Annotated in this window: 27 protein-coding genes, 1 tRNA gene and 1 riboswitch; of the genes, 8 read left to right on the forward strand and 20 right to left on the reverse strand. The window is 62.6% G+C overall.

The window, feature by feature from the left end:
• From AWB94_RS34095 to AWB94_RS08645, 3 genes are all read right to left on the reverse strand, one after another.
• Nucleotides 1-156: PP2C family protein-serine/threonine phosphatase (locus AWB94_RS34095; protein WP_420092474.1), on the reverse strand; the 156-nt coding region annotated here is incomplete at its 3' end.
• Entirely contained in the window at nt 153-620 is a 468-nt protein-coding gene (locus tag AWB94_RS08640; protein ID WP_024455484.1) for an FHA domain-containing protein FhaB/FipA, read from the reverse strand. The genes AWB94_RS34095 and AWB94_RS08640, both read right to left, overlap by 4 nt.
• 94 nt (nt 621-714) lie before the next feature.
• On the reverse strand, nt 715-2,148 hold the full coding sequence (locus tag AWB94_RS08645; RefSeq protein WP_062659397.1) for an FhaA domain-containing protein: 1,434 nt from the start codon (nt 2,146-2,148) through the stop codon (nt 715-717).
• 216 nt (nt 2,149-2,364) lie between these two features.
• Between AWB94_RS08645 and AWB94_RS08650 the strand changes: the two genes are divergently transcribed.
• Nucleotides 2,365-2,450, forward strand: a tRNA-Leu gene (locus AWB94_RS08650).
• A 279-nt stretch (nt 2,451-2,729) separates the two neighbouring features.
• Here AWB94_RS08650 and AWB94_RS08655 read toward each other — a convergent pair.
• Nucleotides 2,730-3,731: a nucleoside triphosphate pyrophosphohydrolase family protein gene (locus AWB94_RS08655; RefSeq protein ID WP_165605395.1), complete on the reverse strand. Its 1,002-nt coding sequence runs from the start codon at nt 3,729-3,731 to the stop codon at nt 2,730-2,732.
• Here AWB94_RS08655 and AWB94_RS35065 point away from each other — a divergent pair.
• The 4 genes from AWB94_RS35065 to AWB94_RS08675 are packed head-to-tail and all read left to right on the forward strand — an operon-like array spanning nt 3,715 to nt 6,126.
• Entirely contained in the window at nt 3,715-3,993 is a 279-nt protein-coding gene (locus AWB94_RS35065) for an acyl carrier protein (protein WP_062659398.1), read from the forward strand. The two genes, AWB94_RS08655 and AWB94_RS35065, sit on opposite strands and share 17 nt — an antisense overlap.
• Nucleotides 3,990-4,349 carry a helix-turn-helix domain-containing protein gene (locus AWB94_RS08665; protein ID WP_062659399.1) on the forward strand — a complete coding sequence of 120 codons (360 nt, stop codon included), beginning with the start codon at nt 3,990-3,992 and terminating at the stop codon, nt 4,347-4,349. Before AWB94_RS35065 ends, AWB94_RS08665 begins: the two co-directional genes overlap by 4 nt.
• Nucleotides 4,346-5,287: an ImmA/IrrE family metallo-endopeptidase gene (locus AWB94_RS08670; protein ID WP_062659400.1), complete on the forward strand. Its 942-nt coding sequence runs from the start codon at nt 4,346-4,348 to the stop codon at nt 5,285-5,287. Before AWB94_RS08665 ends, AWB94_RS08670 begins: the two co-directional genes overlap by 4 nt.
• The gene (locus AWB94_RS08675; protein ID WP_062659401.1) at nt 5,284-6,126 is read left to right on the forward strand and encodes a thymidylate synthase family protein; all 843 of its coding nucleotides are present in this window, start codon (nt 5,284-5,286) and stop codon (nt 6,124-6,126) included. The genes AWB94_RS08670 and AWB94_RS08675 overlap by 4 nt, the downstream gene beginning before the upstream one ends.
• Here AWB94_RS08675 and AWB94_RS08680 read toward each other — a convergent pair.
• Complete coding sequence (locus tag AWB94_RS08680) at nt 6,086-6,370, reverse strand: hypothetical protein (protein WP_062659402.1); 285 nt, start codon at nt 6,368-6,370, stop codon at nt 6,086-6,088. The genes AWB94_RS08675 and AWB94_RS08680 overlap by 41 nt on opposite strands.
• Nucleotides 6,367-7,416: a nucleotide kinase domain-containing protein gene (locus tag AWB94_RS08685; protein WP_234811666.1), complete on the reverse strand. Its 1,050-nt coding sequence runs from the start codon at nt 7,414-7,416 to the stop codon at nt 6,367-6,369. The genes AWB94_RS08680 and AWB94_RS08685 overlap by 4 nt, the downstream gene beginning before the upstream one ends.
• A gap of 78 nt (nt 7,417-7,494) precedes the next feature.
• Here AWB94_RS08685 and AWB94_RS34565 point away from each other — a divergent pair, with 78 nt between their 5' ends.
• Nucleotides 7,495-7,812, forward strand: a complete 318-nt coding sequence (locus AWB94_RS34565) for a hypothetical protein (RefSeq protein ID WP_131805403.1) — start codon at nt 7,495-7,497, stop codon at nt 7,810-7,812.
• A 541-nt stretch (nt 7,813-8,353) separates the two neighbouring features.
• Here the strand turns inward: AWB94_RS34565 and AWB94_RS08690 are convergent.
• The 4 genes from AWB94_RS08690 to AWB94_RS35070 all read right to left on the reverse strand — a co-directional run bounded on the left by AWB94_RS08690 (nt 8,354) and on the right by AWB94_RS35070 (nt 13,272).
• Nucleotides 8,354-10,150 carry a hypothetical protein gene (locus AWB94_RS08690; protein WP_207626220.1) on the reverse strand — a complete coding sequence of 599 codons (1,797 nt, stop codon included), beginning with the start codon at nt 10,148-10,150 and terminating at the stop codon, nt 8,354-8,356.
• On the reverse strand, nt 10,125-10,709 hold the full coding sequence (locus AWB94_RS08695; protein WP_084395473.1) for a recombinase family protein: 585 nt from the start codon (nt 10,707-10,709) through the stop codon (nt 10,125-10,127). The genes AWB94_RS08690 and AWB94_RS08695 overlap by 26 nt, the downstream gene beginning before the upstream one ends.
• A 923-nt stretch (nt 10,710-11,632) precedes the next feature.
• Nucleotides 11,633-12,643, reverse strand: coding sequence for a hypothetical protein (locus AWB94_RS34570; RefSeq protein ID WP_131805405.1), 1,011 nt, complete (start codon nt 12,641-12,643; stop codon nt 11,633-11,635).
• A gap of 491 nt (nt 12,644-13,134) precedes the next feature.
• Nucleotides 13,135-13,272 carry a hypothetical protein gene (locus AWB94_RS35070; RefSeq protein ID WP_165605397.1) on the reverse strand — a complete coding sequence of 46 codons (138 nt, stop codon included), beginning with the start codon at nt 13,270-13,272 and terminating at the stop codon, nt 13,135-13,137.
• 82 nt (nt 13,273-13,354) lie between these two features.
• Between AWB94_RS35070 and AWB94_RS08700 the strand changes: the two genes are divergently transcribed.
• Nucleotides 13,355-14,290 (forward strand): alpha/beta fold hydrolase, encoded by a 936-nt coding sequence (locus AWB94_RS08700; protein ID WP_062659404.1) that lies wholly within the window; start codon nt 13,355-13,357, stop codon nt 14,288-14,290.
• 43 nt (nt 14,291-14,333) lie between these two features.
• On the opposite strand, the gene AWB94_RS08705 is transcribed toward AWB94_RS08700, so the two are convergent.
• Both AWB94_RS08705 and AWB94_RS08710 read right to left on the reverse strand, forming a co-directional pair.
• Nucleotides 14,334-15,080 (reverse strand): carbon-nitrogen hydrolase family protein, encoded by a 747-nt coding sequence (locus AWB94_RS08705; RefSeq protein ID WP_062659405.1) that lies wholly within the window; start codon nt 15,078-15,080, stop codon nt 14,334-14,336.
• Between the two features lie 370 nt (nt 15,081-15,450).
• The gene (locus AWB94_RS08710; RefSeq protein ID WP_062659406.1) at nt 15,451-16,233 is read right to left on the reverse strand and encodes a maleylpyruvate isomerase family mycothiol-dependent enzyme; all 783 of its coding nucleotides are present in this window, start codon (nt 16,231-16,233) and stop codon (nt 15,451-15,453) included.
• 398 nt (nt 16,234-16,631) lie between these two features.
• Between AWB94_RS08710 and AWB94_RS08715 the strand changes: the two genes are divergently transcribed.
• Nucleotides 16,632-17,267 (forward strand): GNAT family N-acetyltransferase, encoded by a 636-nt coding sequence (locus AWB94_RS08715; protein WP_084395476.1) that lies wholly within the window; start codon nt 16,632-16,634, stop codon nt 17,265-17,267.
• Nucleotides 17,268-17,286: 19 nt separating this feature from the next.
• Here the strand turns inward: AWB94_RS08715 and AWB94_RS08720 are convergent, their stop codons facing one another.
• From AWB94_RS08720 to AWB94_RS08750, 8 genes are all read right to left on the reverse strand, one after another.
• Nucleotides 17,287-18,132, reverse strand: a complete 846-nt coding sequence (locus tag AWB94_RS08720) for a bifunctional 5,10-methylenetetrahydrofolate dehydrogenase/5,10-methenyltetrahydrofolate cyclohydrolase (RefSeq protein WP_062659408.1) — start codon at nt 18,130-18,132, stop codon at nt 17,287-17,289.
• A 17-nt stretch (nt 18,133-18,149) separates the two neighbouring features.
• Nucleotides 18,150-18,226: riboswitch (ZMP/ZTP riboswitch) on the reverse strand.
• A 16-nt stretch (nt 18,227-18,242) separates the two neighbouring features.
• The gene (locus AWB94_RS35075; RefSeq protein WP_165605398.1) at nt 18,243-18,404 is read right to left on the reverse strand and encodes a hypothetical protein; all 162 of its coding nucleotides are present in this window, start codon (nt 18,402-18,404) and stop codon (nt 18,243-18,245) included.
• A gap of 485 nt (nt 18,405-18,889) precedes the next feature.
• Nucleotides 18,890-19,285: an ankyrin repeat domain-containing protein gene (locus AWB94_RS08725; protein WP_165605399.1), complete on the reverse strand. Its 396-nt coding sequence runs from the start codon at nt 19,283-19,285 to the stop codon at nt 18,890-18,892.
• 92 nt (nt 19,286-19,377) lie between these two features.
• Nucleotides 19,378-19,716 (reverse strand): Imm51 family immunity protein, encoded by a 339-nt coding sequence (locus AWB94_RS08730; RefSeq protein WP_062659410.1) that lies wholly within the window; start codon nt 19,714-19,716, stop codon nt 19,378-19,380.
• Between the two features lie 280 nt (nt 19,717-19,996).
• Nucleotides 19,997-20,374, reverse strand: a complete 378-nt coding sequence (locus tag AWB94_RS08735; RefSeq protein WP_064961391.1) for an ankyrin repeat domain-containing protein — start codon at nt 20,372-20,374, stop codon at nt 19,997-19,999.
• Nucleotides 20,375-20,394: 20 nt separating this feature from the next.
• Nucleotides 20,395-20,898 (reverse strand): DUF4265 domain-containing protein, encoded by a 504-nt coding sequence (locus AWB94_RS08740; RefSeq protein WP_133058215.1) that lies wholly within the window; start codon nt 20,896-20,898, stop codon nt 20,395-20,397.
• Nucleotides 20,899-21,078: 180 nt separating this feature from the next.
• Entirely contained in the window at nt 21,079-21,471 is a 393-nt protein-coding gene (locus AWB94_RS34575) for a hypothetical protein (protein WP_131805406.1), read from the reverse strand.
• A gap of 181 nt (nt 21,472-21,652) precedes the next feature.
• Nucleotides 21,653-24,115 carry a Hint domain-containing protein gene (locus tag AWB94_RS08750; RefSeq protein ID WP_131805407.1) on the reverse strand — a complete coding sequence of 821 codons (2,463 nt, stop codon included), beginning with the start codon at nt 24,113-24,115 and terminating at the stop codon, nt 21,653-21,655.
• Between the last annotated feature and the right edge of the window lie 473 nt (nt 24,116-24,588).

The raw sequence follows: 24,588 nt of genomic DNA on the forward strand, positions 1-24,588 counted from the left end.
CGCGATCACCAGCTGGGAAGCCACCTCGCCCGCGGCGTGACCGCCCATGCCGTCGGCCAATGCCAGCAGCCGGGCACCCGCGTACACCGAGTCCTCGTTGTTCGCGCGCACCAGCCCGCGGTCGCTGCGCGCCGCATACCGTAGAACTAATGTCACGGCCGCAACTCGATTACCGTCTTGCCGATTCGTACCGGCGTCCCCATCGGAACCCTTACCGCCGTCGTCACCTTCGCCCTGTCAAGGTATGTACCGTTGGTCGATCCTAGGTCCTCCACATACCATTCCGAGCCCCGTGGGGACAGCCTGGCGTGCCGTGTCGACGCGTAGTCGTCGGTGAGCACCAGCGTCGAGTCGTCGGCGCGCCCGATGAGCACCGGTTGGCTGCCCAGGGTGATGCGCGTACCGGCCAGCGCTCCCTCGGTGACGACCATGTGCCTGGCGATGTGGCGCCGCTGCCGGTTGGGCAGCAGCGATCCCCGCAGTGCCAGCCCGCGACGGACCATCACCGCCCCGGTCGGGGCGTAGATATCGGTGCGCAGGATGCGCAATACCGACCAGATGAACAGCCACAGCAGCAGCAGGAAACCGACCCGTGTCAGCTGCAGAACTAGCCCCTGCATCTGACGTCCTCTCCGCCTCGTCTCAAGATCATCGGCACCGTCACGATACTGGGGCGCCCGTCGGCTTGAGGGCGAAGTGCCAGCTGGGCGCCGCTCAGTGGACGCGGACGATGATCTCGGAGTGGCCCAGCCGGATGACGTCGCCGTCGGCCAGCTGCCACTCCTGCACCGGGGCGTTGTTCACCGTGGTGCCGTTGGTGGAGTTCAGGTCCGACAACAGCGCGACCTGACCGTCCCAGCGGATCTCCAGGTGACGGCGCGACACCCCGGTGTCGGGCAGCCGGAACTGGGCGTCCTGTCCGCGGCCGATCACGTTGGCGCCCTCGCGCAGTTGGTAGGTGCGGCCGCTGCCGTCGTCGAGCTGCAGCGTCACCGTCGCGCCTGCGCCGGCGTAGCCGCCGTAGGCACCGGGGCCCGCGGGCTCGGCACCGTAACCCTGTCCGTAGTCCTGGCCGTACCCGGGCTGGGCGGCAGGCTGTCCATAGCCCTGGCCGTAGCCCTCGGGCTCGCCGTAGCCGGTGTCCGGGTAGCCGGGGGCCGCGGGCGGCTCACCGTAGCGGCCGTAGTCCGGGGCCGGCGGTGCGGCGGGCGCGGCGTAGTCCTGGCGGCCGTAATCGCGACCGTAGCCACCCTGATCGGGATAGCCGCCCTGGTCCGGGTACGACGGCTGCTCGTAAGGCGGCGCCGGGGGAGCGGGTGGGCGTCCGTAGCCCTCGTCCGGGCGCGGCGGGGCCGGCGGGCGGCCGTAGTCGTACTCGCCGTAACCGGGCGGCGGGGAGGCCGGCGGCTGCGGGTAACCGGCCGGCGGCTGCGGACGGTAGCCCTGGTCGGGGTAGCCGGCGGGGGGCTGCTGGCCGTATCCGGCCGGCGGACGCTGCTCGTAGGACGGCGGGGCGGGCGGCGGCGGGTAGCCCTGCTCGGGGTAGCCGCCCTGGCGCGGCGGGTATCCGCCCTGATCCGGGTGGGCACCGTGCTCGGGCGGGTAGCCGCTGCGCTGCTGCTCCTCCTGCTGGCGGTAGCGCTCGTCGTACTGTTCGTCGCCGGGCCGCCCCTGTCCCTGGCCGCGGTAGCTCGGGTTGTCGGTCATCGCTGGTACTCCTGGTTGTGCGGTGGACGGGCGGTCGTGCTGTGCTGGGACGGGCGTGCCGGTGGACGAGTCGGGGTTGACCGCTCCACGGGCACGAAACTGTCCGGTGTGCAGCGTCGATGCGGCCTCGAACCTGACGACCACATCACCATACGTTTGCCATCCCTGGTCATGAATGAAACCTCGTAGGTGCCTGGCAAATGTCGACGACGTCCGTTCCGGATCGGCGCTTACGTTCTGGTAGTCCGTGTCGCTGAGCGTAATGACGTAGTCGTTGGGGGCCAAAATGCGGCCACCGCCGACTTCGCGGGCGTGGGCCTCGGCCTCACGGCGCAGCAGCGCTTCGACCTCCTGGGGAACGATGGTTCCACCGAAGACCCGGGCGAAAGCGTCGCCGACGGTCGACTCGAGGCGACGTTCGATACGGTCTGCCAGACCCATCGCACCGCCCCTTCTGTTGTCGTCGTGCCCGGCCCCCGCGTGTTCGCGTGTCGCTGTGGCCACACTGCTCACACGCATGTTATCGGCCCACTGCTGGGATGCGTGACCAACAGAACTCTGAGAATCGGGTAGCGGCAGGTCAGGGCGCGTGATCTTGATCCCCATCTCGCGGTTTGGGTCCGGTGGCGCTGTGGTGATACGGTTGCGCGGTCATTCGGGCGAGTGGCGGAATGGCAGACGCGCTGGCTTCAGGTGCCAGTGTCCTTCGGGACGTGGGGGTTCAAGTCCCCCTTCGCCCACCACGAGCGGTTCCACAAACCGCAAGCGCAAAGGTCACGAACTCGAAAGAGGTCGTGACCTTTGTGTTTGGCACCGCGATCTACTCATGGATCAATGTTGGGGTCGACCGCGGGACGTAAGCGCACAAGTCCCGGGAACGGGCCGCTCCTGTCATCGTTCGCAGCGTTTCCGCGCCCGTCGGTCGGAGCGCTGCGGGCGTCGCCTCGAAGTTCTTGTACGGCCCATCCCCAATGGGTAGGCCCCCAGTACGCAAATGCCCCTAGTGACTCCGACGCATCGACCTACGTCGGCGGCGGAGTGAACACTAGGACGCGCTGGTCAGCGTCGAAGGCCACCGAGCCGCCCCCATGGCGGCGTAGTTCCCGGAACATGCGGTGTCCTTCCAGTATCGCCAGCTCCCAGTCCGCGGCCGTGCGGGCGCCGACTTCAAAGGTGTTGGTCATCATGGCGATGGAGTCCAGAAACGGCTGATCGATGCGATCGATGCCCTCGAGATGGTTGTGCTGGGCGCCGTAGGCGAACGCGAAGTGAGCTAGGCCTTCTTCGGTGACGATACCGCGACCGCCGTCCTCGGCTTCATCGATTTGTGGGTCCGACTTCCTCTTGCGCCCCAACATCTTCCGGAACTGAGGGGACCAGCCCAGGATCGCCATATACGCGAGGTGGAAGACATCGTGAAAGCGGTACCCGTCGTCGTCGAACGAGTTGTCGGTGAGGGGGTTGCCGAGCTGACGGCCGTCCATCCACACGGTGACCTCAGGTCGGCCGTCGGAATTGAGCGTCTGGCGAAAGTCCACCGTGCCGGACCGTGGCAACTGCTCATGGGGCGGGGCAGCAGCGTCGAGCTGGTAGTTGGTTGAAGGGAGCCACCGCGACTGTGTCTTGTGCAGGTTGGCCTTTGCGATGTCATCGAGGTCGAGTTCTGTTTCGGTGGCGATCGCCGCTACGTACCACAGCACATCACCGAGCTCCTCCCGCAGCTGTTTCTTCCAGCCGCCGTACGCGTCACCGTCGCGAAGGTGCTTCTTATAGGTGGTGGCTACCGACCCGGCTTCACCGGCGAGTCCCAGCAAGTACACCATCAGCCGCGTCGCCTCGAGTGGCTGGTCGCCGGGGTGCCGCTTCTGGGCGGTACCGAAGGCTTTGAGCTGGTAAGCGTCGAATTCCACGGCGTGCTCCTGTTCGCTTTTCCGACAGTCGGTCCGTTTCCCTAACAATGTTGTACCATCGATCAGGCCGTCTGAAAACCCAACAGGGAGGTCGAGTATGACCGAAGCTGACATCGTGGACTTGATCTTGGAGTTGCTCGCCGAGCGGGCAGATCTCACGGTCACCGAGTTGCGCGCGCAACTCATCGCCCTGGGCGAGGAGATGCCTCTGGATTCCCTTCTGGCGGTTGAGATTCTGGTGCTGGTGCAGAATGCTGTCGGGGTCGTGCTCCCTGCCACCGAGGAAACCGCGCAGTCGCTTCTGTCAGTGCACGGATTCGCACAAGCTGTGGTTCGCCAACTTGAGGGCCAACAGTCGGGACAGGCGACCGCATGACTTCCGGGGGCACTGAGTTCGACCAGCAAGCCTTGGCACGCCGACTTCGTGAGGTTCGGGAGTACCTCGGGCTCTCCCAGCAGCACGTCACGTCGATGACGGGAATTCCCCGTTCAGCGATATCCGAGATCGAACGCGGCAACCGCAAGGTCGACAGTCTGGAACTTCGCAAGCTGTCGCGCCTGTATCAGTACCCTCCGAGCTACTTCCTTGGCGTCGAGGCACCTGAGTCTGGGCCGACTGACATTCCCGTGGCTCTGGGGCGGGTACTGACCGACCTCACGGCCGCCGATCACCGCGAGATCCTCAAGTTCGCCGAGTACCTCCAGCACGTCCGCCGTACCGGGACACGATGACCGTGACGATCACCTGGCAGAACGCCCACCGGGTAGCGGCGATCGCTGCGGCACAAGCGCACGGTGACCTCGGGGTCGAGGCCACGGCGGGACCGGTTGACGTAGGCGCCGCCATCGACCGAGCGGGCGTCGTGTTGATGTACCAGCCGCTGCCTACATTGTTCGGCGTGTACCTGCACGGCGCGACAACTGGTCCGGGCATCATGGTCAACAATGCGCTCACCCGAGCTGTGCGCCGGCATACCGCCGCCCACGAACTCGGACATCATCGGTTTGGCCATCAGTCGTCGATCGAATCCGGCGCCGATGCCGAGAATCCGTCGGCGTCGCTGCGCGCGACGAGGCGAGGTGGCTGGTCTGATGAGGAGAAAGTGGCCGAGGCGTTCGCGTCGTGGTTTCTCATGCCGCGCCGCGCGGTGGTAGCGGTGTGCAGCGAGATGGGTATGACCGCTCCGCGTGCCCCTGCTCAGGTCTATCAACTCGCCCTGCGGCTGGGCACCACATTCGCCGCGACTGTTCGCCACCTGGGTGTGCTGAAGCTGATCAGCCAGGCGCAGGCCCGGAGCTGGGCTGCGGTGTCACCGGCGGTGCTCAAGCGCCAGCTTGCCGGGGACGGCATCACGTCGACCCGGGGGCTTGACGTCTGGGATCTGACGGTGGCGCCCGCCTACACCTCAGCGTCAGTCGCCTCGCCGGGCGACATCATGATGCTTCCGACCGAGATCGGCGAGGAATGTGCAGTGGAGGGCCCCGCAGAGATCCTCGGTTCGGTTGCAGGCGGGTGGGCGGTGCGCTGCGGCGATCCCGGTGAGGGTGACGCCAGGGTAATTCTCACCGGGGGCTCGATGCAGTACTCCATCAGAGTGTCAGGGCGTCCGCGGGGGATCTACAGGCAGGTCGATAATTCGCTGCTGCAGGCGACGGAAGGTGCGTTGTGACCGACTTCTGCTACATCGAGGCTCCTAACTTGGCGGCTGGGTGGCTGGACAGCATTCTGTGGGTGGCTGCGCAGCCGCACCGCAAGGCGTTCCACACGGTGACCCGCATCGTCGATGCCTCCCTCGACGGGTCTCCACGCATCCACCGTGCCGCTTCGGATCTCTTGAACGAAGTGCAGCTACCGAGCGTGGCGACTGTGGCCAACACGATTTTCCCTGCAGCGATGGCGGCGCAGACGCCGGACGCCACCGAGTTGGGTGTCCGCTACGAGCGGGTCTTCCCGGAGCTACAGCGTCTCGACCGCAACAACCGCAACGGCACCTATTTCCTGCGGCTGGTCGCATATCCCGGTGCCGCCGGCACGACGACGAACCAATTGCAGCGCATCGTTTCGGCACTGAACGTCGAACTGAGCACCGACGGGCCCAAGCGCGCCAGATACGAAGCAACTTTGGAGATTCCAGCGGATGCCCCAGAGCCGATCACGGCCGGCATTCCGGTGTTCGAGCCGAGCCTAGACACGTCACCGATGGGTTTTCCGTGCCTGTCGTTCCTGTCATTTCAGCATGATTGCTCGTTGCTGCATGCGGTGGCTCACTATCGCTCGCAATGGCTGATGCAGCGGGGCCTGGGTAATTACCTCGGCATCGCGCGGTTGCAGCGCTATCTGGCCGAGCAGGCGGGGCTCACAGCGGGACACCTCACTGTCGTGGTCGGCCATGCCCACGCCGACCACCTACGCCAGGACCGTATCGCTGCGTTAACCGCGCTTCGGCAGGATCTCAATCAGGAGGCTGTTACCAGCGATGAGGCGACGCTGCCAGCAGCCGTGCACTGACCGCAGGATCCTCGAGTACGGACAGGCAAGCACGGGCGTAATTGACGAGCTCCACTCCGGCTACAGGGTCGTCGGCCGACTCGGTCATGTCCGAGTTGAACCGGCTCTCCACCCGAATTGCAAGGCGCTCCAGGCTCGCGGCGACCATCATGAATTCGCGGTCTTTGACGATGTCTGCATCCACGGTCGAATGCTCCTCTCGCTTCATCTGGGGCAGATCGTAGCGGGTGGCGCTGACGGTCACGCCGAGACGGTGCGGAGCGCGGGAAGGGTGAGCCGCCACTTAGGCGGGAACCACGCCGACACTGCAGTAGGTACCGGGCGAAACTTCTGCTTGATCCGGGTCCGGCCGCTGTAACCCGACACGTCGGGATGCACCACTCTGGCGTACTTGTCCACCTCGCAGAAGAGATTTTGACAATCAATGAGCTGCAACGGCCGGCCAAACAGACCCCCGAACGGCAGGCCGAGCCGTGCGAAGTGTTCGTCCTGGGACGCGGCCATGTATTCGATCAACGCCTGTTCCCTGCCTGCGCTCGAGGGGCCGAAGCACTTTCGAATGCCGTCACGTGCACCAGGTCCAGCCACTACGAAGTCCATCTCGTCGAAATTCAACGCGGTGCTGTAGTTGATGTCGATGAGGAATTGAAAGGCCAAGAAGTCGCCCATGGCGGGGTAACTCTTGAGAACAGTAAAAGCGTCTCTCATGGTGTCAGCATTCGTCAAATGGTCGACCATGTGCGTGTCCAGCATGTACCGCAGCAACCGTAAATGGTTGCGGTGCTTGCGGTCCGCACCGAACCGCGGTGGGGGCACGACGTAGGCCGCCGAGTACAGGCGGCGTCCCTGTGCGAACGCCTCGTCGAGAACATCGCCGTACATGTCGACATCGAACTGATCCAACGTAGGAAAGCCCAGTCGCTGGGTTAGCAACTGCCAGGTGTCGATCTTGTTGAAAAGCTTGAAAAGCAGGACACGGAATATCTGTTCATCGGGCCGCTGGGAGCCGGCGTATGCGACATCGCGGATGAGGAACTGGCTTACGCGGTCGGCGGCTCTGTAGCAGTTCGTAAATCGGTGGCTGCGCAGCACAGGATCTGTGGTCCAAGGGCCAGGGGATCCGGCCAATCGTGACTCGTAGACCCGTTGGCGCCGCGCTGCAAACTTCCAATACGTGTCGAACACTGGGGTGGTTTCGAAGACTTCTCCGCTTACGCGCACCGCCGGCCCCGGTCGGTACACATCGCACCGCGTCATCAAGCCATCATCGCCGACACCGTCAAACGCCATCTGATGAGACCTTGACGCCATCGATTTACGCCCCTCTTGTTGCGTGACGTTATTCGCTACACGTGTCACTGTATACGTGTGACGCTTTCCTATGGGAACGGACATGCCGAGCGATCGGCAGCGCTGTTCAACAACCGCCATCTCGTGGCAGTGGTGGGAGCGATCGCCCAAATTCGCAACAACGACGAATTCACCACGCGTCGAATCGCGGTCGCGACCAGCCTTCCGGATAGCCTGGTGCGTCCCGTTATTCAGCGGCTCTTCACCGCAGGGATTCTGGAAGAGGTTCACCGGTCACCCGGTCCGCGCGGGGCCACATACTTTCGAACCGCCGAAAAGACTGGATGGGCTGAGCTGAAGGCGCTATGCCGGACTGTCTCGAAAGGGGATGTTTGATAGCGCCGACGCCGCCTGCCGAAGCCGAACCATCCCGCCGCTAGAGGATGCGTGACCACCCGTGCTTCAGTCATCGCCACCGTCGATTTCGCATACCCATCAACGGCAGTGAGGACATGTCACCACACGGGTCCGGCGTCCCCGGGAGTGCGCCGGTCAACGCCGACCTTCGAGGATTGATGACCGCCGAATTAGAGAAAGAACTCACTGCGCACGGCGTTAAACGTCAAGCACCTATTACGATTTGGATTGCTGAGCAAGTTGATCACCGCGATCGCGCAGCCGGGCACTACCGCTAGATTGGAGGCTGTCCCCCGTAGTGAAGGCAGCCGTGGATCGGCGAGTGCATCACCCGAGACCAGAATCGACTCGCGCAGCGACTGGACGCGACCCTCTCGTCAACCGCACAAATGCTCCAGTTTCAGCGCTTCGCACTTGAAAGCTGTTGGCTAACAAACAGATAGCGGTGCGTAAGTTCCGGCCCGGTGTCTCTTAATTGCCCGGCTCCGAGAACCGAGCGGAAGGCACAGCATCAAGGAACCTAGGGAGCAAGTTCCAGCCAGTGCCAGATGTGATCGGCGATAGATCCGGTTCCCGGCGCTGTAAACAGCAGCGTCACCGTCGCGATAATGAGGCTCAACCCTGCGACGAGTAGTGCAAGTAGCCCGACGCGGTGAGTGTCGCGGGCGGCGCCGAGAGAGGCGACCGTTGCCAGGATGTCGCGGATGGTGCGGTCGGCCTCGGCGAGGACGGCCAAGTCGGCCGTGTGACCAGCTCGGAGTCGCTCGGTGACGTCGAATTCGAGCTCCAGCTCCTCGTCGGGGACGCCGTCGGAGGAATGGTGGTTGAGATAGAAGAATCCGAATCGGGCGATGTCCCGCACGGCGCGCTCCCACCATGCCGGAACGTCGACTTTGCACGATGCGACATCGATGCTCAACGTCAGCAAGGTTCGGCGTAGCACCTTAAGATAGCGCGTCGAAAACGAATCAGGTTGCCGCCGTGCGGTGTCACGCACTTTTGCGTACTGCGACTGCAGCGTGTCGATCATCTCTGTCACCGACAATGCGATCAAAAAATCACGGATGTCGTCGCTGACGGCGCGCCCAATGGCGCGCGGGGTGTCCGCCTCACCGCCGTACATCGACAGATCGGTTCGAGCTTGGGCGACCTCCGTGCGGTTCCCCCACAACGCCCACGATCGGGAGGTGCCCAGACTCGGACATAGGCCTGGATCCGCCCGATTGACCGCCAACTGCGGAACATCGGGAGACGCGATCAGGTAGTGATGCGTGGTAAGGCCAAGGGCACGTAGCGCTGAAGCGTTGGCGCGTGGGGGACGCTGGCCCAGCTTGTGCTCTTCCACGATGAGCAGATCCATTAGGGGCTGCGGTTCGCGAGCCGCGGCGAAGACGCCGGGGCAGTGTCGGCTCACCCACTGGCGAGCCAAGTCATGGGTATGCCTTCGCACCTGCTGGGTGTGGCTATAAGCGCTCCATTCACGATCCTCGGTCGTCAGGCGTCTGCCTTGCCGGCGGATCCGAGGTTCGTGATCGCGATGCCACTCGCGGTCCAGGTCGGTCGACGCGGACTCGGTGAGATGGAATTGCGCTACCACCGCGGTGAGGCCGGTACCGAGTTGCAGTGCTGTCAGCTCGACCAACCAGAAGGGGTCGGGCAGGCGCCGCGTCCGGCTTTCCGGGACGATGGCTGAGGAGTGGGGCGCCTTGATTGAAGCCAGCCGGAACCAGCTGTATCCCTGACCTGCGCGGGACTCTGAGAGGACAGTTTCCGCCGGGGAGTCCCCCAGGACGCGGATGCCGGCATCAAAGGTCTTCACTACCCTTCGCAGCTCCGCGGCCACACTGGGTGGAAACAGTTCCACCACCCACAGGGTCGGGACAGTGACGTGTTCGGCATCGGGGACGGTGACGTTGTGTCGGGGATCGTCTCGGCTCCAAGCTTTATGGCGATCATGGGTGTTGAACAGGTGGATAAGGTTGATGAGCTTCACGACGCGCAGGTGCATCCAGCGCGGAAGTAAGTGGCGCCGACCTGCACCGGCACACCAGCGAAGCACCACATATGGCAGGTCATACCAGCGTGTCCATCGCTTACCGGGCGCGGGCGCCGAGGCGAACGCAGCCTCGAGATGGCTGTTGTCATACCAGGAGGGCAAGACCAGGCCGGACGTCGGCGTTTCCTTGCCCAGAGGGCTTTCCTCCTGCGTCTGAGGAGGTCGAAGTGCGCTGTCTTCGTGGGTCGATTCACCGCGCTCGGATGATTTCTCGTGAGTGTCGTCCGCCGCTCGTTCAGGCATTCTGTTGTCTCTCTTCATGATTGGTGAGATACCGGTAAGCGGTCGCCCGACTGATACCGAAAGCGGCAGCAAGTTCGACGACTGGCTCACCTGTCGCTGCCAAACGCCGAAGTTGGCGCTGTCGTTCGCGGTTTAGCTGGGGGGGCTTTGTGGCCGGTAGTTGGCGATCGCGGCGCGACGCGCGAGATGCGGCGCGGCGTTCGCGGCCAAGTTCGAGTTCGAGTTCAGCCAGAGTCGCCATGATTCCGGCCACCGCACGACCCGTCGGTGTAGCGGTATCGACCCCTTCTCTTAAGGCGCGCAAAAGAATTTGTCGGTTATCGAGGTCGGCGATGGTGCGGGTGACTTCGGCGGCTGACCGCCCTAGGCGGTCGATCGCGGCCACCACCACGACATCGCCAGCCCGGGCGTAATCCAGGAGCGCGGTTAGACCGGGGCGCTGAGTGCCGACGGCGCCAGATAGCTCATCAGTAAACAACCGGTCGAGATCGACGCCGGCGGTCACCAATGCGGCACGCTGGGCGTTGAGGTCTTGGCCGGTGGTGCTGACGCGGGCGTAGCCCAAGATCGCTGCCATACCCGGAACTGTCTCACTCGCCACCGACAACGCAGATCTGAGACACGCGGTGTGAGACAAGAAATGAGACAACTCGACCAGCGACTATCCGAAGGGTGTGTGGCCCCGCTAGGGCCTGTCTCGTTTCTCTAGAAACGAGACAGACTCGGTAGTCGCCCGCCGCGTGACTTCCAGCCGATGCCGTCAACGACGGCCGACGAACTACGTGGATCTACGTACGGCGGCCATCTTGGCGATCTCTTCGTATGCCGCGGTGAGCACCCTACCTCCGGCCAACCTGACAACCGCCGGCCTGATTTGCCCGACGGCTATCCGCCACGGCGGCAGCGGATAGCAGCCCTGCCCTGGGTGGCTCAACCAGACCGCGTACCTACATCGCTTACGGCTTCACAAGCAGCCACATGCCGTCAAGCTGCCAGGATTCTCTGCTTCGAGAACATTGGAAATACGCAAACTGCCAATCCTCAGAAGAGGATCCGGGACCAAAAGTAAGCGAAATTATTCCTCCGACGGAGTCCATGCCGATAACCATGGGCTCGAAATGATTGATGACAGCTGGCCCCATAGTCTGGATTAGACTACGAACGTTACTTTTATTAGAATTTTCAACATCCGAATATGCCGAAGCTGACAAGAAAGTCTTCAGAGACTCTATTTGTCCCGAATTTATGCCGTCGATATAGTTCGACGTAAGTGTTCTAGCGATGCCCTGACGCTGCTCGATTTGGTCAGCCTTATCCGTGTTCGATTTGGCGTTAGAATTAGGAGTCGCACCCATGTGATAAGCATACCCGGTTGCACCGATCGCGGCTCCGATAAAAAATGCTGTCAAGGCGGCTGACGCGGCGCGAAAAATCGACAGATGGCGCCTCCTTTTCGTTGGCGCCGACCGTAGTGGAGCGGTGACAGTCGTTGGTTCGTGGTCAGGAGAAGAATCCATGTGTTGCACATCCACCCCAATCTTTACCGTCACCGCTTGTAAGGGCGGTCGAGATAGTCTTGTCGGGGCGGACACTCACGTAGCCCCAAACCCCTGTCGTCGGGTTCTGAAACTTCCTGCCAATATTTGGCGGTTTAGCTCTTTCCCATTCCTGACCGGAGAATAGCGTTTTCGAGACGCATTGAAGAAAGTTGGTCCGGTCTTCGTCGGTAACGTTTTGTTGGAAGTGCTCTCGTAGAATATGGAAGTAGTCGCCGCAGGTGAGCGTGACGCCTCCCATGCCGTAGAACACTATGATAAGCGCCGTGTCCGGCACTGCGGGGTCGGTTTCGCATTGCTTCATCTTGCGGGGAGCGTCGTCCGGCCTACAGTCGCCCGGGTTATTTAGGTCGCACGTTACCTTTCGTATTCTCTGGCGAGAAGGATCGCGTTCTTGCGTGGGTGCCGCACTTTGACTTGGAGCGTTTGTCGGTTCGTTCGTCATACGCGGCTGTTGTGAAGGTTGTTGCTCGGGCAGCTGCGAGGGCGCTTGGGTCTCCTGCGGTGTCTGGTTGGGCTGCGGCTGCTGCTGCGGGGCAGCGGTCTGCGGCGCTGATGGCTGTTGCGCCGCGGACGGTTGTTGTTGCAGCGGGGCGTCATAGTTAGGTGGCTGTGTCCCGTGTGCCGGCTGTTGCTGTTGCGGGCCGGCTTGCTGCGGGTATGGCGGGGCTTGGCTGTACTCCGGTGCTTGCGCGGCCGGGGAGTTGATGTCCACGCCGTAGTCCGATTGCCCGGGCTGCGGATAGGAGCCGCCGTTGTAACCCCCTGGCGGACTGGGCATTTGAGGTGGCTGGAATTGCCCTCCGTTAAGGCCGCCGTCACCACCAGGGCCACCGGTCGGCCCGGTCGGGTCCGCGGTCGCCCCCGGCAACGCCGACACCCCGACCACCGGGCCATCCGTGGTGGTGACGACCAGCCCGGCCACCACCACCGCCACCACACCTGAGGCGGCCATGGCGCGCCGCAGACCGCGCGCGGGCCCTCGCGTCCTTACCAAAGAGATTCGCCCCCCCAGGCTCACAGTCCAGCCCCCAGTCATCAGCAGGGCTGCACGCAACGATCAGTACACGTAATCGCACACCCTACACATAACTGAATGACATATCACTCACATATTGTGAACCCCCTCGGCTTGGACGAACACAGCCCGCCGCACACCATCAACCACCACACAAAGCCGGCACGCCGAAAACATGAACAAGCTCCGTGGTCAGCCCCTATTGGCCGCTCCGCGATCCTGATCGGAGCAGACCCGCGATCGGCTCTCATTGAGGTCGACCGCGACCCCGGCGAGACCCGCGAACACCGCCTCTCTTCGGCTGCAATGTTTGCTCGCGGCGAGGCTGAGTTGTCGATACGTCGCGGTCTGACCAGTACGGTCACCGCACACGCACCTGGACCCGATCGGCCCACCCGACAGTGAAACACCGGCGCCGCTCATGCCCCCTACACGCGCAACCCGGAGCGCCCGCGCACCAGCGCATCAACACGTTCGAGGATCAGTCGGTATGCCTCGCCCGCGTCGCCGATCGGCAGGAGCAGAGACTCCTGGCCGCGTTGCGCCCCGTCATTGGCCCTCTCCATCGCTGCACGACCTAATATTAGAACGGCTATATTCTTAGTATTTCCACAATCTGTTGTTACTCTCGACCGCATGTGTCGAGGAGTGAGCACGCAGCCGTCGTCCGGCGTAAGCGCATTCGGTTCGGTCGCATTCGCTCACACCTGGGATGGGCGCAAGCTGCAGTACATGACAGCAATTCCTACGCGCGATGAGCATCCAGATACCGTCGTGGTCTTCGAATCGGGGCTGGGCTCGGCACATACGTTTTGGGGCCTTGTCCAAGCGCATATGGCGACGCACGTGCGCACGATTGTCTACTGCCGCGCCGGATACGGACGCAGCGACATCGATCTCGAACCGCGCACCGTCGCGCGCATGGCAAAAGATCTCCACGCGATGATTGTTGCCGCTACAGCTGATCAGCCGTCCAGCAAGGTGATCCTCGTGGGGCACAGCCTAGGAGCGGCGATCGTCGCGCACCTAGCGGCCACCGCCAGTCCGGCGATCCGTATCGCTGGACTGGTCCTCGTCGACGGAGTGTGGGCCGACATGCCCGCCTTACGCGGCTCTGCATATCGGCGCTCCTTGCGCCTCTATGCAGGCGGTATCCAGGCACTGGCACACCTTGGCGTAACCCGCTGGATCACAAGGGCTCTCGTCGACTCGATGCTCCCAGGCGCCTATGCGGACGAAGCTAAGAGTTACGAACTTACCGTCGCCGCTACCCGCAGCCGAGCCCGCGAAACCCAGGGCTGGATCGACGATCTGACCACTACCGCAGCTCGAACCAGCTTTCCCAACATCCCAGCCATCGTATTGAGTGCTGCGCGAACCTCCCTAGGCGGGGCAAAAACCCATGCCGACATCATAAAAAGTCATCAGCAGGTTGCGCACAACGCGGCTCGCGGCAAACACCGGATCATCGAATCCAGCCACAACATGCTCTTCGATCGACCCCAAGCGATTACCGAAGCGATCAATGACGTTCTGAACACTTGGTCCGTGAACACCGACCCTCCCTGCGATCCCCAAGAGTGAGTCAACATCTGGTCCGTCCGCATTGTCTAGACCTCTGATGGGATTAAGAGTCAATTGTGTTTCGTGTCGGGGCTGCTTGGGCAGGTTTGCGGATGAGTGCGGTGCGGGCGATCTGAGAGGGCTGGTGGTCAGCCTGGACGATCAGCGTCGACTCTGCTGACCAGATCGCCGAGTGGCCTGCGGTGGTGAGATAACCTGCGCCGGTCGGGCCAGCGAAGCTGGCCATGGCCACCGGAGCGCGGCAGGTCGCTGCGATGTTGCGTGCACGGCGTTGCTGTTCAGCAAGTTCCCATTCGTGATGAACGACGCCGCAGGCGTAGAGGTCAACGCCGAGTTGTGCTGTGCCGTTGATGTGTTCGTCGACCCCAGTGTCGCGGCATATTCCCAGACCGATGCGCCATCCGTCGAGGTCGATCACTTGCGGCCCCGGTCCTGGGCAGAACCGCGCTTGTTCGTCGTCGCCGAGATAGGTCTTACGGTAGACCACGCTGGGACCGCTGGAATCGACCAGCACGGTCGCGATGTAGTGGCGTCCGTTGGATAGCACGGGTGCGCCTACCAAAGCGACGGAACCCATTGCCGCGCAGATTGATACCAGCGGTCCCAAAACATCACTGGCGATGTCGATCGGCGTTGTATCCAGCTGGTAACCAGTCAGGGACAGCTCCGGAAACACCACCAAACGTGCACGGGATTGATCAATCAGCGCGGCGTGGGCATCGACGTTGGCGTCCACTGCGCCTGTCGCGGTGTGTGGCTGAGCCACCGCGATAGATAACTCGATATCCACCGGCCCATTATCGCTGCTCGCGGGCGCATTGGCGCGGTCATCATCGGCGCTTTCCTCCTGCAGCCCCTAGGCGGCGTAGCGCTGATCGGCCGCGGGAACGCCTGCATTTCATCGAATGAATGCCGGTGGTGCAGGCAGAAGTAGGGTGGCCCGAGGAGCTTGTTGAACAAGTGCCGCCGCTGCGCCGCCGCGAAGGCCCAAATCCACCCGGCGGCGGCCAAACGGTCGTTCTTGATACTCCGGTCAGCGACGGATATGGAGCCGAATCGTGGCTGACTCCGCGGGCAGCACGCACCTTGTTCGGTGAGCCCAGCGCCAGACGAGCGTTTGCCTGCGTGATCGATGGAGGGCCTTGGCACTGCGCTGCGAATCACTCGACTAGGGCGTTGACCGGAGGTCGTAAGCCGCCGTTGGTGAAGGCAGGAAGCACGTCGGTGAAGACGGGCATGAGTTTCGTCGGATCGCCGTCCCAGGGGAGGGCCAGCAGTTGCCCAACGCTGCGTCGACCGCCGAAGGAACGCAGGGCCTCAAAATCGGAGATGTTGAGTGCGAGATGATCGCGCGCAGTGTGGAAGTCACCAAGTTCTACCGAGCCGATGGCGGGAGTGCACAACCGCAGCGCGGGCAGTCGAGCTTGCCGGATGAACCGGTCACCCATCGTCGTCACGAACCCTAGGGCCGCCTTGAACGTGAGATCGCCTGCGCGCGAACCCGGCTCTTTCAGCGCGCCGCGGATATCGTGCTCATGGGTCAGGGTGTCGAATACAAGCTGACATACCCCAGCATCCGACGCAAAAGCGAGGTTCGCCGCCACTTCGTCGAGCGAGTCCCGCCACATGTCGAGCAAGTCGTCGATGCCGTGTCCGCCCAGACGCGCGACCTGGGCGTCCGCCCAAGGACTAGTGCCCTTCTCTTCCAAGTTCAGCGCAACGATGTCCTGGGCAACTCCAGCCAGGTGCGCAACCACCTGTCGGATATTCCAGCCGGGACAAGCCGGCACCGCCCGATCAGCGATCCCGGAGCGCCCGCGCACCAGCGCATCAACACGTTCGAGGATCAGTCGGTATGCCTCGCCCGCGTCGCTGATCGGCAGGAGCAGCGACTCCTGGCCGCGCTGCGCCCCGTCATTGCCCTCTCCATCGCTTTGCCCCACGCGCACCGACTCTACACACAAAATAAGAAAAATAAGTGTTATCTAAGGCGATCGTAAGATGTATGTTGGTTGCGGTCGGTCTCATCCCTTGCGAATGTGGCCGGCTCAGCCAATCCCGCCTCAACGGGGTCTAAATGGGTTTCCGTTGTCGGCGGCGCACTGCATCATCGAGTCGTGACTGCTCACGTCGTGTACGGCCGAGCACCTGGCGGATTCCAGGTGGCGCGGGCGGTCGATAGTGCTGCGAGCGGACTGATGACCGATACCTCTGAGCTGGACAGCACCGTGTTCCTGCGGTCAGGGTCGGTTCTGCTCCGTGCGTCGTTGACCACGGCGGAACGAACTGTCCAACTGCTCGTGCACGGGAGTGACATCGAGGGAGGTAACCTCGAAAGCCGATGACACTGTTACTGATACTGGACGGTGCCCATCTCCAACCGCCCACTGATGAGCAGCTCATCCAGCTCGCGCGGTGTGCCGCAGAACCCGGGGCGGTCCTTCCACCAGACAAGGCGCACTTCGTAACCTGGATTGCGGGCCGAACACCTCATGAGATCGCCCAGCAACGGATCGCACGGGTGCAGGCCAATCGTGACCTCACCTGCGGCCCCGGCTGGACGCTTGACCTCGCCGTGATGGTCGCCGGAGAGCCGGTGGGCTTGCAGAGTTTGTCCGGATTCGACCAGTGGCCGCAGCACCGCGTCGTGGGAACGACGTCGTGGCTGCTTGGGCCGTTTCAAGGCCAGGGTATCGGCACGCGGGCGCGTGCGGCGGTGCTCGAGCTGGCTTTCACACACCTGGGCGCAGAGTCGGCCAAATCGTGGGTGCTCGAAGACAATCGCGCCAGCATCGAGGTATCGACCGCACTGGGCTACCGCCTCATCGATCGCCATGACATCACTGAGCACGGTTGTACCTACGCCGAACGGGTCTACCAGCTGGACCGGGAGGCCTGGTTGGCCTCACCAGTCCGCCGACGCCACCGCCCCGTGATCATGGGCGCTGAGTGCCTGGTCGAACTGTTAGATCGTTAAGTGTCAAAATGCTTTCTTGTCAACATATTTGACTCAGCTCGGCAGCTTCGACGGTTTGCGCAAGCAGGACGGCGATGGTGGTCGGTCCTACTCCGCCGGGCACCGGGGTGATGAGCCCGGCGCGTTGAGCGGCTGCGGTGTATTCGACGTCGCCGATGTTGCCTGGGTTGTAGCCGGCGTCGATGACGACGGATCCGCGCTTGATCCAGTTGCCCTTGATGAGCTCTGGGCGGCCGACGGCAGCGATGACGATGTCGGCGTCGCTGACCACTCGGGCGAGATCAACCGTCTTGGAGTGGCAATAGGTGACCGTTGCGTCACGGCCGAGGAGCAGCATTCCAACGGGCCTGCCGAGGATCGGGCTGCGACCGATCACGACGGCACGCCGCCCGGCGGGATCGACGTCATAGGCGTCGAGCAACCTCATGATGCCGCCGGGAGTGCAGGACGTGAAGCCCTTGCCACCCAGAGCCATGGCTGCGAACGATGCGCCCGTCACACCGTCGACGTCCTTGGCTGGGGTGATGGCTTCGAACACCTCACGTTCATCGACTTGGGTGGGCAGTGGGTGCTGGACCAGGATGCCGTCGACGGTGGCGTCGCTGGCGAGCTCCGCGACGAATTCGACTGCCTCCCTGGTGGTTACGACGTCGGGGAGATGATGGGCGCGGGAATCTAGGCCGACATCTCGGCACCGGTTGGTCTTCATCCGCACATAGGTGTGTGAGGCAGGGGCGTCACCCACCAGCACGGTCGCCAGACATGGCCTTCTTCCGGTGCGCTGGGTGAACTGCTCAGCGCGCACTGCGGTGTCGACCAAGATCTGGTTGGCGACGGCTTTATCGTCAATAACGTCTGCGCTCACACCGGCTCCTCATTGGAGAGGAGCACCCAGGCGGTCGATGCTTCGCGTTTTGCTTCCCGGTGGTGTCCCACCTGCGCCAGTCGCGTCAACAATCATCATAGCGGAGCCGATCAGTCTGGAAAATCGTCGCCGGGATCGAAATCGACCCAGTAGAAGTCGATGTGGATGGCAGTGAGATCTCCGGCGGCGGTGCGGGTGGCCAGGATGGGAAACGCCCCGTCGCGTCCGGTGCGGCACGCCACGACATAGGCGCCGGGGATCGGTGACGACATTGGTAGCGCCGATCGGTGTCCGGCTGAGAACGTCCAAGTCCACCAGCAGGGCCTGGGCCAGTTTTTTGGGGGGGGGGGTCGATCTTGGCGTCGGCGTCGTATACGGCGATCATGCCGGTGTCGGAACCAGTGACCGCGCCGGTGACCATCGAGATAGGCGGGACGACGAGGAAGTCGGCGAACGCGACGGTGGCTGGCTGGGCGTCGGTGAATCCGATGGACAGGTAGGCCGGGCACCAGCCATGGCCTTCGATGTGGACATAGGTGATCCATGCTCGGTGCTGTCCGGGTGGTACCCACAACACACATCCGCGGCTGCCGCCGGTTAAGGGATCGACGATCTGCAGCCTGCCTGATGGTACTGACACTGTGCCCGTGGGCCTTTCGGCAGCATTCGTGTATTCATCGGTACGGCCGACGAGGAACTTGCTGACGTCCTCCATGGTTGGTTCTCCTAGAGCGTGGGCGCTGCCAGCGGCCGCGTGTCAGGTGTTCTTTCTTGTTGCGGATTCAAGTAGCGGTATGAGCTGTTCTGTGCCTTGCATCCGTTTCGAGTTGCGTAGAGGGGAGTGTCCGTAGTTGTTCTCGATCGTCGGGTCAGCGCCATACTCGAGGAGAAGAGTCACCATCCTGAGGCTGTTTTCGTTGTTCTTGACGACGTAGTTGAGTGGCGTGTTCCCCCACTTGTCCTGGAGGCTTGTGCTCGCACCGGCCTCCAGGAGCACCTTGGCCGTGTCGTAGCTGCTTTGGAAACAGGCTGAGTGCAAGGGCGTGAAGCCGGTTTCGTCCGCCCCATTGATGTCGTAGCCTTCTGCTATCTCGCGCCGTAAGTCATCGACGAAGTTGTACGCAGCCGAGGCGTGCAACGGTGTTCTTGCCACGGTGGTTCCCCGCTCATCCATCTCGTGGTCAGCCGCGCTAGGGGAGCCTGAAGGCTGACCGTCTGTTTTGCGATGTCTCTTGGTGATGGCCGTTACGTGAAGAGGTCGTTCCCTTGGGCAGCCGCGGCATCAAGGAGCGTGGTGATGGTGTGGGGATCGGTGACGGCGGGGAGCATGAGGGCGTGCAGTTGGATGAGGCTGTCGCGGTCTCCGTAGGCGGCGAAAGTGCCAGCCTCGGGATCGAATTCGATGGTGTCAGTTAGGGCTGGTTGGTTCTGACCTATCAGGTATCGGGCGACCGCAGTCCAAAAATGGCCGTTGGGTATGTGCCCAGCGGCGTCCACGGCGTCGTCGACGGGAAGATCGTCATCTGTGTTGAGGATGAGTTGGTAGTCGGTATCTTCGTCCTCGAAGAGGTCGAATGGTTCCACGAGATTGGCGCTCCTTGTCTCTAGTTACGGTTGGCCGCACCAGGCTTCGGCGCACGTCATGGCGTGGTTGCACGACTCCCAAAGTAGGGGGGTGCACCGTCAGGTTTGGCATCGGGTGTAGTTGGCCGCCCCGGACGAGGCCACGTCGAGCAATGAACCTGCATAGGGTCCGATCGCAGAGAAAGAAACGATCGGCCTCGTTATAGGAACGAGGCAGGGTCTGCTGTGCGTAAGCCGCTGCTCGTCGTGGTCGGGATGGCACACCGGACGGGTTTGCTTGCTAGGTGGCGTTTTTGAACATGGACAAGCAATCCGCCTTCCCGTAGCGCTCAGCCTCGCTCAAGGGACTGTGTCCGTGGTAATTCTCGAGGGAGGGGTTTGCGCCGTAGTCGACGAGAAGCGGCACAAGATCGTCCGTGTCCTCCTCGAAGACAGCTCGATTGAGCGGCGTGTTGCCCCATTTGTCTTGGGGATCGACGTCAGCACCGGCTTCGAGAAGTGTCTTGGCAGCGCCGTAATTGTTGTTGATGGCGGCCATGTGCAGAGGGGTGAGTCCGTCGGCGTCGGGTTCGTTGACGTCGTAACCTTCGCCTATCGTGTGGCGGACACTGTCCTGAGTTGCCCGGACTGCCGCTTGGTGCAAGGGTGTGCGAGCCATGTGGGAGAGATCCTTCCGTACTAGCGCAGAAAGCGGTCAGGTAGACATGCTTCTTCAAGATCCAGGTCCCCGCTAGCCTGCTTGTCCGACAGAAATGCATGGACTTGATCGACGACTGCACCTGAAGGGATATCAACTGCTACAATCTGGCGCAATCTCTCATAAGAACACCCCATCTCAACCAGCGCGTCCAAGATTTGGTCTGCATGGGAAAAGAAGATGACCCGGACAGTTGAGCGCCCTGACCATTCGAGTCGATCCGAAAACCAAACCACGGCGCTATTAGAGCCTGATGGGTGGCCGCGCACGACGTCGTTTACGGCGAGAGGTTTGACGAAAAATGGAATGTTCTCGACCCGGTAGCGATTTTCGCCAAGCGCTTCAACCCACATGGTCTCAACTGCGTACGGAGGCCACGGATGCTCCGGATCATCGTCCTCTAAAGGCAGGTTGAAGGCCATGCGCCGGTACGATTCTCCGCGCGAATCCGCGAACTCATGTTCAACGCCTTCTCGATCGATCAATGATTAGTCCCTCCAGGCATGCTGACCGTCTCGGCGGTCGGGGTGGCGCGGTTGATCGTCACGTAGCCGTTGGTGTGGGCCAGCATCACCGAGGGGGCCAGGGTCCCCACGAATGTGGTGATCAGCCGTATCCAGTCGAACCTGAGATTCGGGCGATTGTGCGCTAAGGCCCTGGACTCCTCAGACTACGATCGTGCGGTCGCCGTATCGGATACTGAAAGATTCATAATGTTCTTCCGAATCGTGAAGTACCAGCGTGTATTCATTATCGAACTTTAGGGATAGGGCACGAGGTTTGGTTTCTACACCTTGGATACGCTTTCCGAGCAGGTTTACGAGATCACCGGCAAGCGAGAGCGCACTTTCCGCCAATCTGCTCCCACGAACATGGGTAATGACCTCGATATCAGCCTCAATGACGCATACAATCTGCGGAACGTCAGAAACCCCTTTCAGATCGATGGTCGGGTCATCAAATCGGAGAACTAACTCATTTTCGCCAAAGCACATCTGTCGCAGCAGTTTCCCGATGAGAAAATCGAAATTTTCGTCAGGAGAAATACCAAACATCACACCCGTCCACGGTCTAATTGCATCATTGAAATGAGTCGCCGCCCACGTCTATTCTCGATCGATTGTATGCTAGGTCGAGCCCCATGGTTGAGATACCCGAAGGCATGAAAACCCCTGACCGCGGCAGGTCTGTCAAACTGTGCGCGAATCTGCGTCGTTCGACTAATACGGTTACCGTTCTTCACTTCTGCCCTTTACGGTGCTTCTTGCTTGTCTTTTGTTTCTTGGTCTTCTTACCCCCGCGGTCATGAGAGTTGCCATGATCTGAGTCGTGCCCACCACTGGGGTCAGACCGTTGCGACGCCGACTGAGCTTCCTTGCTAGCACGGTCGCGCTGCTTATCGGTGACCTCTTGGACACGGGCGGCTTGGTCTTCACGCTGTTCAGCGGGAGTGGATGGTCGAGATCTCTGACCGCTCTCGGCTGGCGACGATTCTGTCCTCGCCGATGACTCTGGGTACTCCACATGTGTCCTTGAACGCGCTTGCGCTTTTGTAACGTTGGAAGGCGGCTTCATCGTTGAGGGATCGATTGGCTGTCCTGAGTCGTTCTCAATCTTCCAGTAGCCGCGTGGATACATTGCGGTAGGACGCGGCATTTCCCTCAGCCTGAAACCCGGTGGCAATTCGGTTGGCGGATGCTGAGGAGGATTCGTCGGCGGGATGAATTCCTTGGGCGCCTGCGGTTCTCCTCTCTGAGCGCGAACCTCGGGTAATGATGGCTTGGCCGATGCCGCCGGCGATACACCATCCTCGGAGAAGTGGGGCGGCCCGGTCGCAGAAGGGCAGTTGTGGACCAGAACGTTGGCGGTGGGTGTGGCGATGTAGAAGGTGTGGGTGGTCTCGATGGTGAGGTCCCACATGTCGGCTGTGCCGGATACCGGTGTGCTGCCTGCGACGTGGGCGACGCTGTCCCGGAATGGGGTGGCCAACTGATCGCCGGGGCGTAGGTCTTGGGCGTCGACCCAGCCGGCCTGCGGTGCGGCCGCCGTGCCGGTGGTGTTGGCCAAACCCGTGACTCGAGCTCCAGCCGTCCGCGCTTCGGTGCGGGTGGGGCTGTAGAACGGGTGCTTGGCGGTGGTGTGCACCACGGAGGTGACATCGGCCGGGTTGGTGACGGTCAGGTCGAGCAGATCGGTGTCGTGGTTGACCAGCACCGCCTGTACCAGCTGCCCGCCGGTCTGTCCGGTGTCGGGGTTGGTGGACCACACCCGATCCCCGACGTGCAGGCCGGCGATGGGGCGTTTGGTGCCATCGGCCAGCAGCACCAGCGTGTCGGGGCTAAAGGACTGGCCTGCGCACGGAACCCGTTGTGTCAGCGGTGTTGTCGGTGGTTCGGGCGCTTTGACCGCCGGTGGCGCGTTGGGGACCTTCGGGGTTTCCACGCCGGGCAGGGGTGGTTTGGCGGCCGCGCCGGCGGCGGTGATCTCGTCGCGGACTTGTGCCGGATTGGGCACGACTTTGGCGGCGTCGATGATGTCGTCGCTGTGTTTGAGGGCTTGTTCGGCGACCACCTCGGCTGTTTCTTCGGCGATCTTCTTGGCCGCCCCGGTCGGGGTGAACATGGTGGCCGCGTCGGCCAGCGTGGAGGCCACCCCGAGGGCTTTGTTATCCGGCATCGCCTCCGAGGCGATCTGCAACCCGGCGGCACTGACGTTGGCGACGGCGGCCGCGATCGCGGCCGCCCCGGCCGGACCACCCACACCGGTGACCGCGACCGCCGCGCCGGCGACGATGATCGCGGTTTCCATCGGGTTGTTCTTGACGAACGTGCCCACCGCTTTGGCCCCGGACACCGTCGCCGAGGCCGCCGTGGACACCGCGGTACCGACCGCGTCCGCGGCGCTGCTAATGGTCGAGGTGATCGAGTCGAACAACCCCGCCGGCAGCGGTGCCCCACCCAGAGCGCCGACGTGCAGGGGCGGGTCGACATAGACCGGCCACACGGTGTCCGGGCGCGGGTCGATCACCTCCGAGAGTTGATACAGGCCCGGGCGAAGCTGGCGTGCCACATAGGAAGAGGGCACCAGTTTGCCTGTCGCATCCCGGGTCTCGGCGGGGGAGAACATGCCGACGGTTTCGGCGGTCGGGGTGGCGCGGTTGATGGTCAGGTAGCCGTTGGTGTGGGCCAGCATCACCGTGTCGGCGGGGGTGCGCACGAAGGTGGTGACCATCCGCACCCCAGCAGGGCCTGCGATGCGGGCCACGGTGCGGGTGCCGGTGCCGGTGTTCTCGGCCAGGAAGTCGAACCCGGCGCCGGTGTCGGGGTAGACCACCTGCCCACCTGTGGTGGTCTGGGCGGCGCCCAAACCAGCCGGGAGGACCACCTGCACCGGCCCGGCCGGCGTGTTCGAGGTCAACCCGGCCACCGGATCAGCCGGCAAACCCGATGACCGCTGCGCAGGAGTCAACGCCGAGGCAGGGATGGCCATCGTGGTTGATCCGGTGAATGCCGCCAGCGCGGCGTCGGCAAACCGCTGTGCCGGCGAGGTAACCGATGCACGGGCAGCCTCTGAGCGGCCAGAGTCGGTCAACCAGTGCTGCCCGCCGACGGTCAACGCGACCGTGACGACCAGCGCCACCGCCACCGGCCACCACCGACGTACAGCCCACCACGACCGGTCACCCGGCAGAAAATCCCCCACGACCCAATTCCCCCTACGTCATCAACATCGCCCGCCAGCTACGACGGGCATCTGAAAGGGGTAGTCGGGAACCAGCACCAAAACCGAACGGTGATCTAGCTCACAGCAATCAATCCGTGTTGGTTGAAGGTGTGATCACCGGCGGATGCGAACCCGCAAAGCATGGCCTTAAACAGCGGAAACGCCGGGCGCATTTACCTGACTCGCGCGTCATCGGCGCATGTCAGGCAACATTTTGTGCGCCAGGTCGAAGCACTCCACGTACCGGTCTGCTCGCTCGACACGCGCAACAACCACGCGGCCCACCGATTCGAGACAAGAAATGAGCCGTCCAAGTTCTCTACATGCGAGACGCACGGACGACCTATGAGTCGCCCCGGTGTGTCCGGATGCTTCCCTTTTTGGGAAGGATGGGGTCATGTCAGGTGGTTCGTCGAGGAGGTACCCGCCGGAGCTGCGTGAGCGGGCGGTGC

It is taken from the genome of Mycolicibacterium canariasense (assembly GCF_002101555.1).
Taxonomy (GTDB): Bacteria; Actinomycetota; Actinomycetes; order Mycobacteriales; family Mycobacteriaceae; genus Mycobacterium; species Mycobacterium canariasense.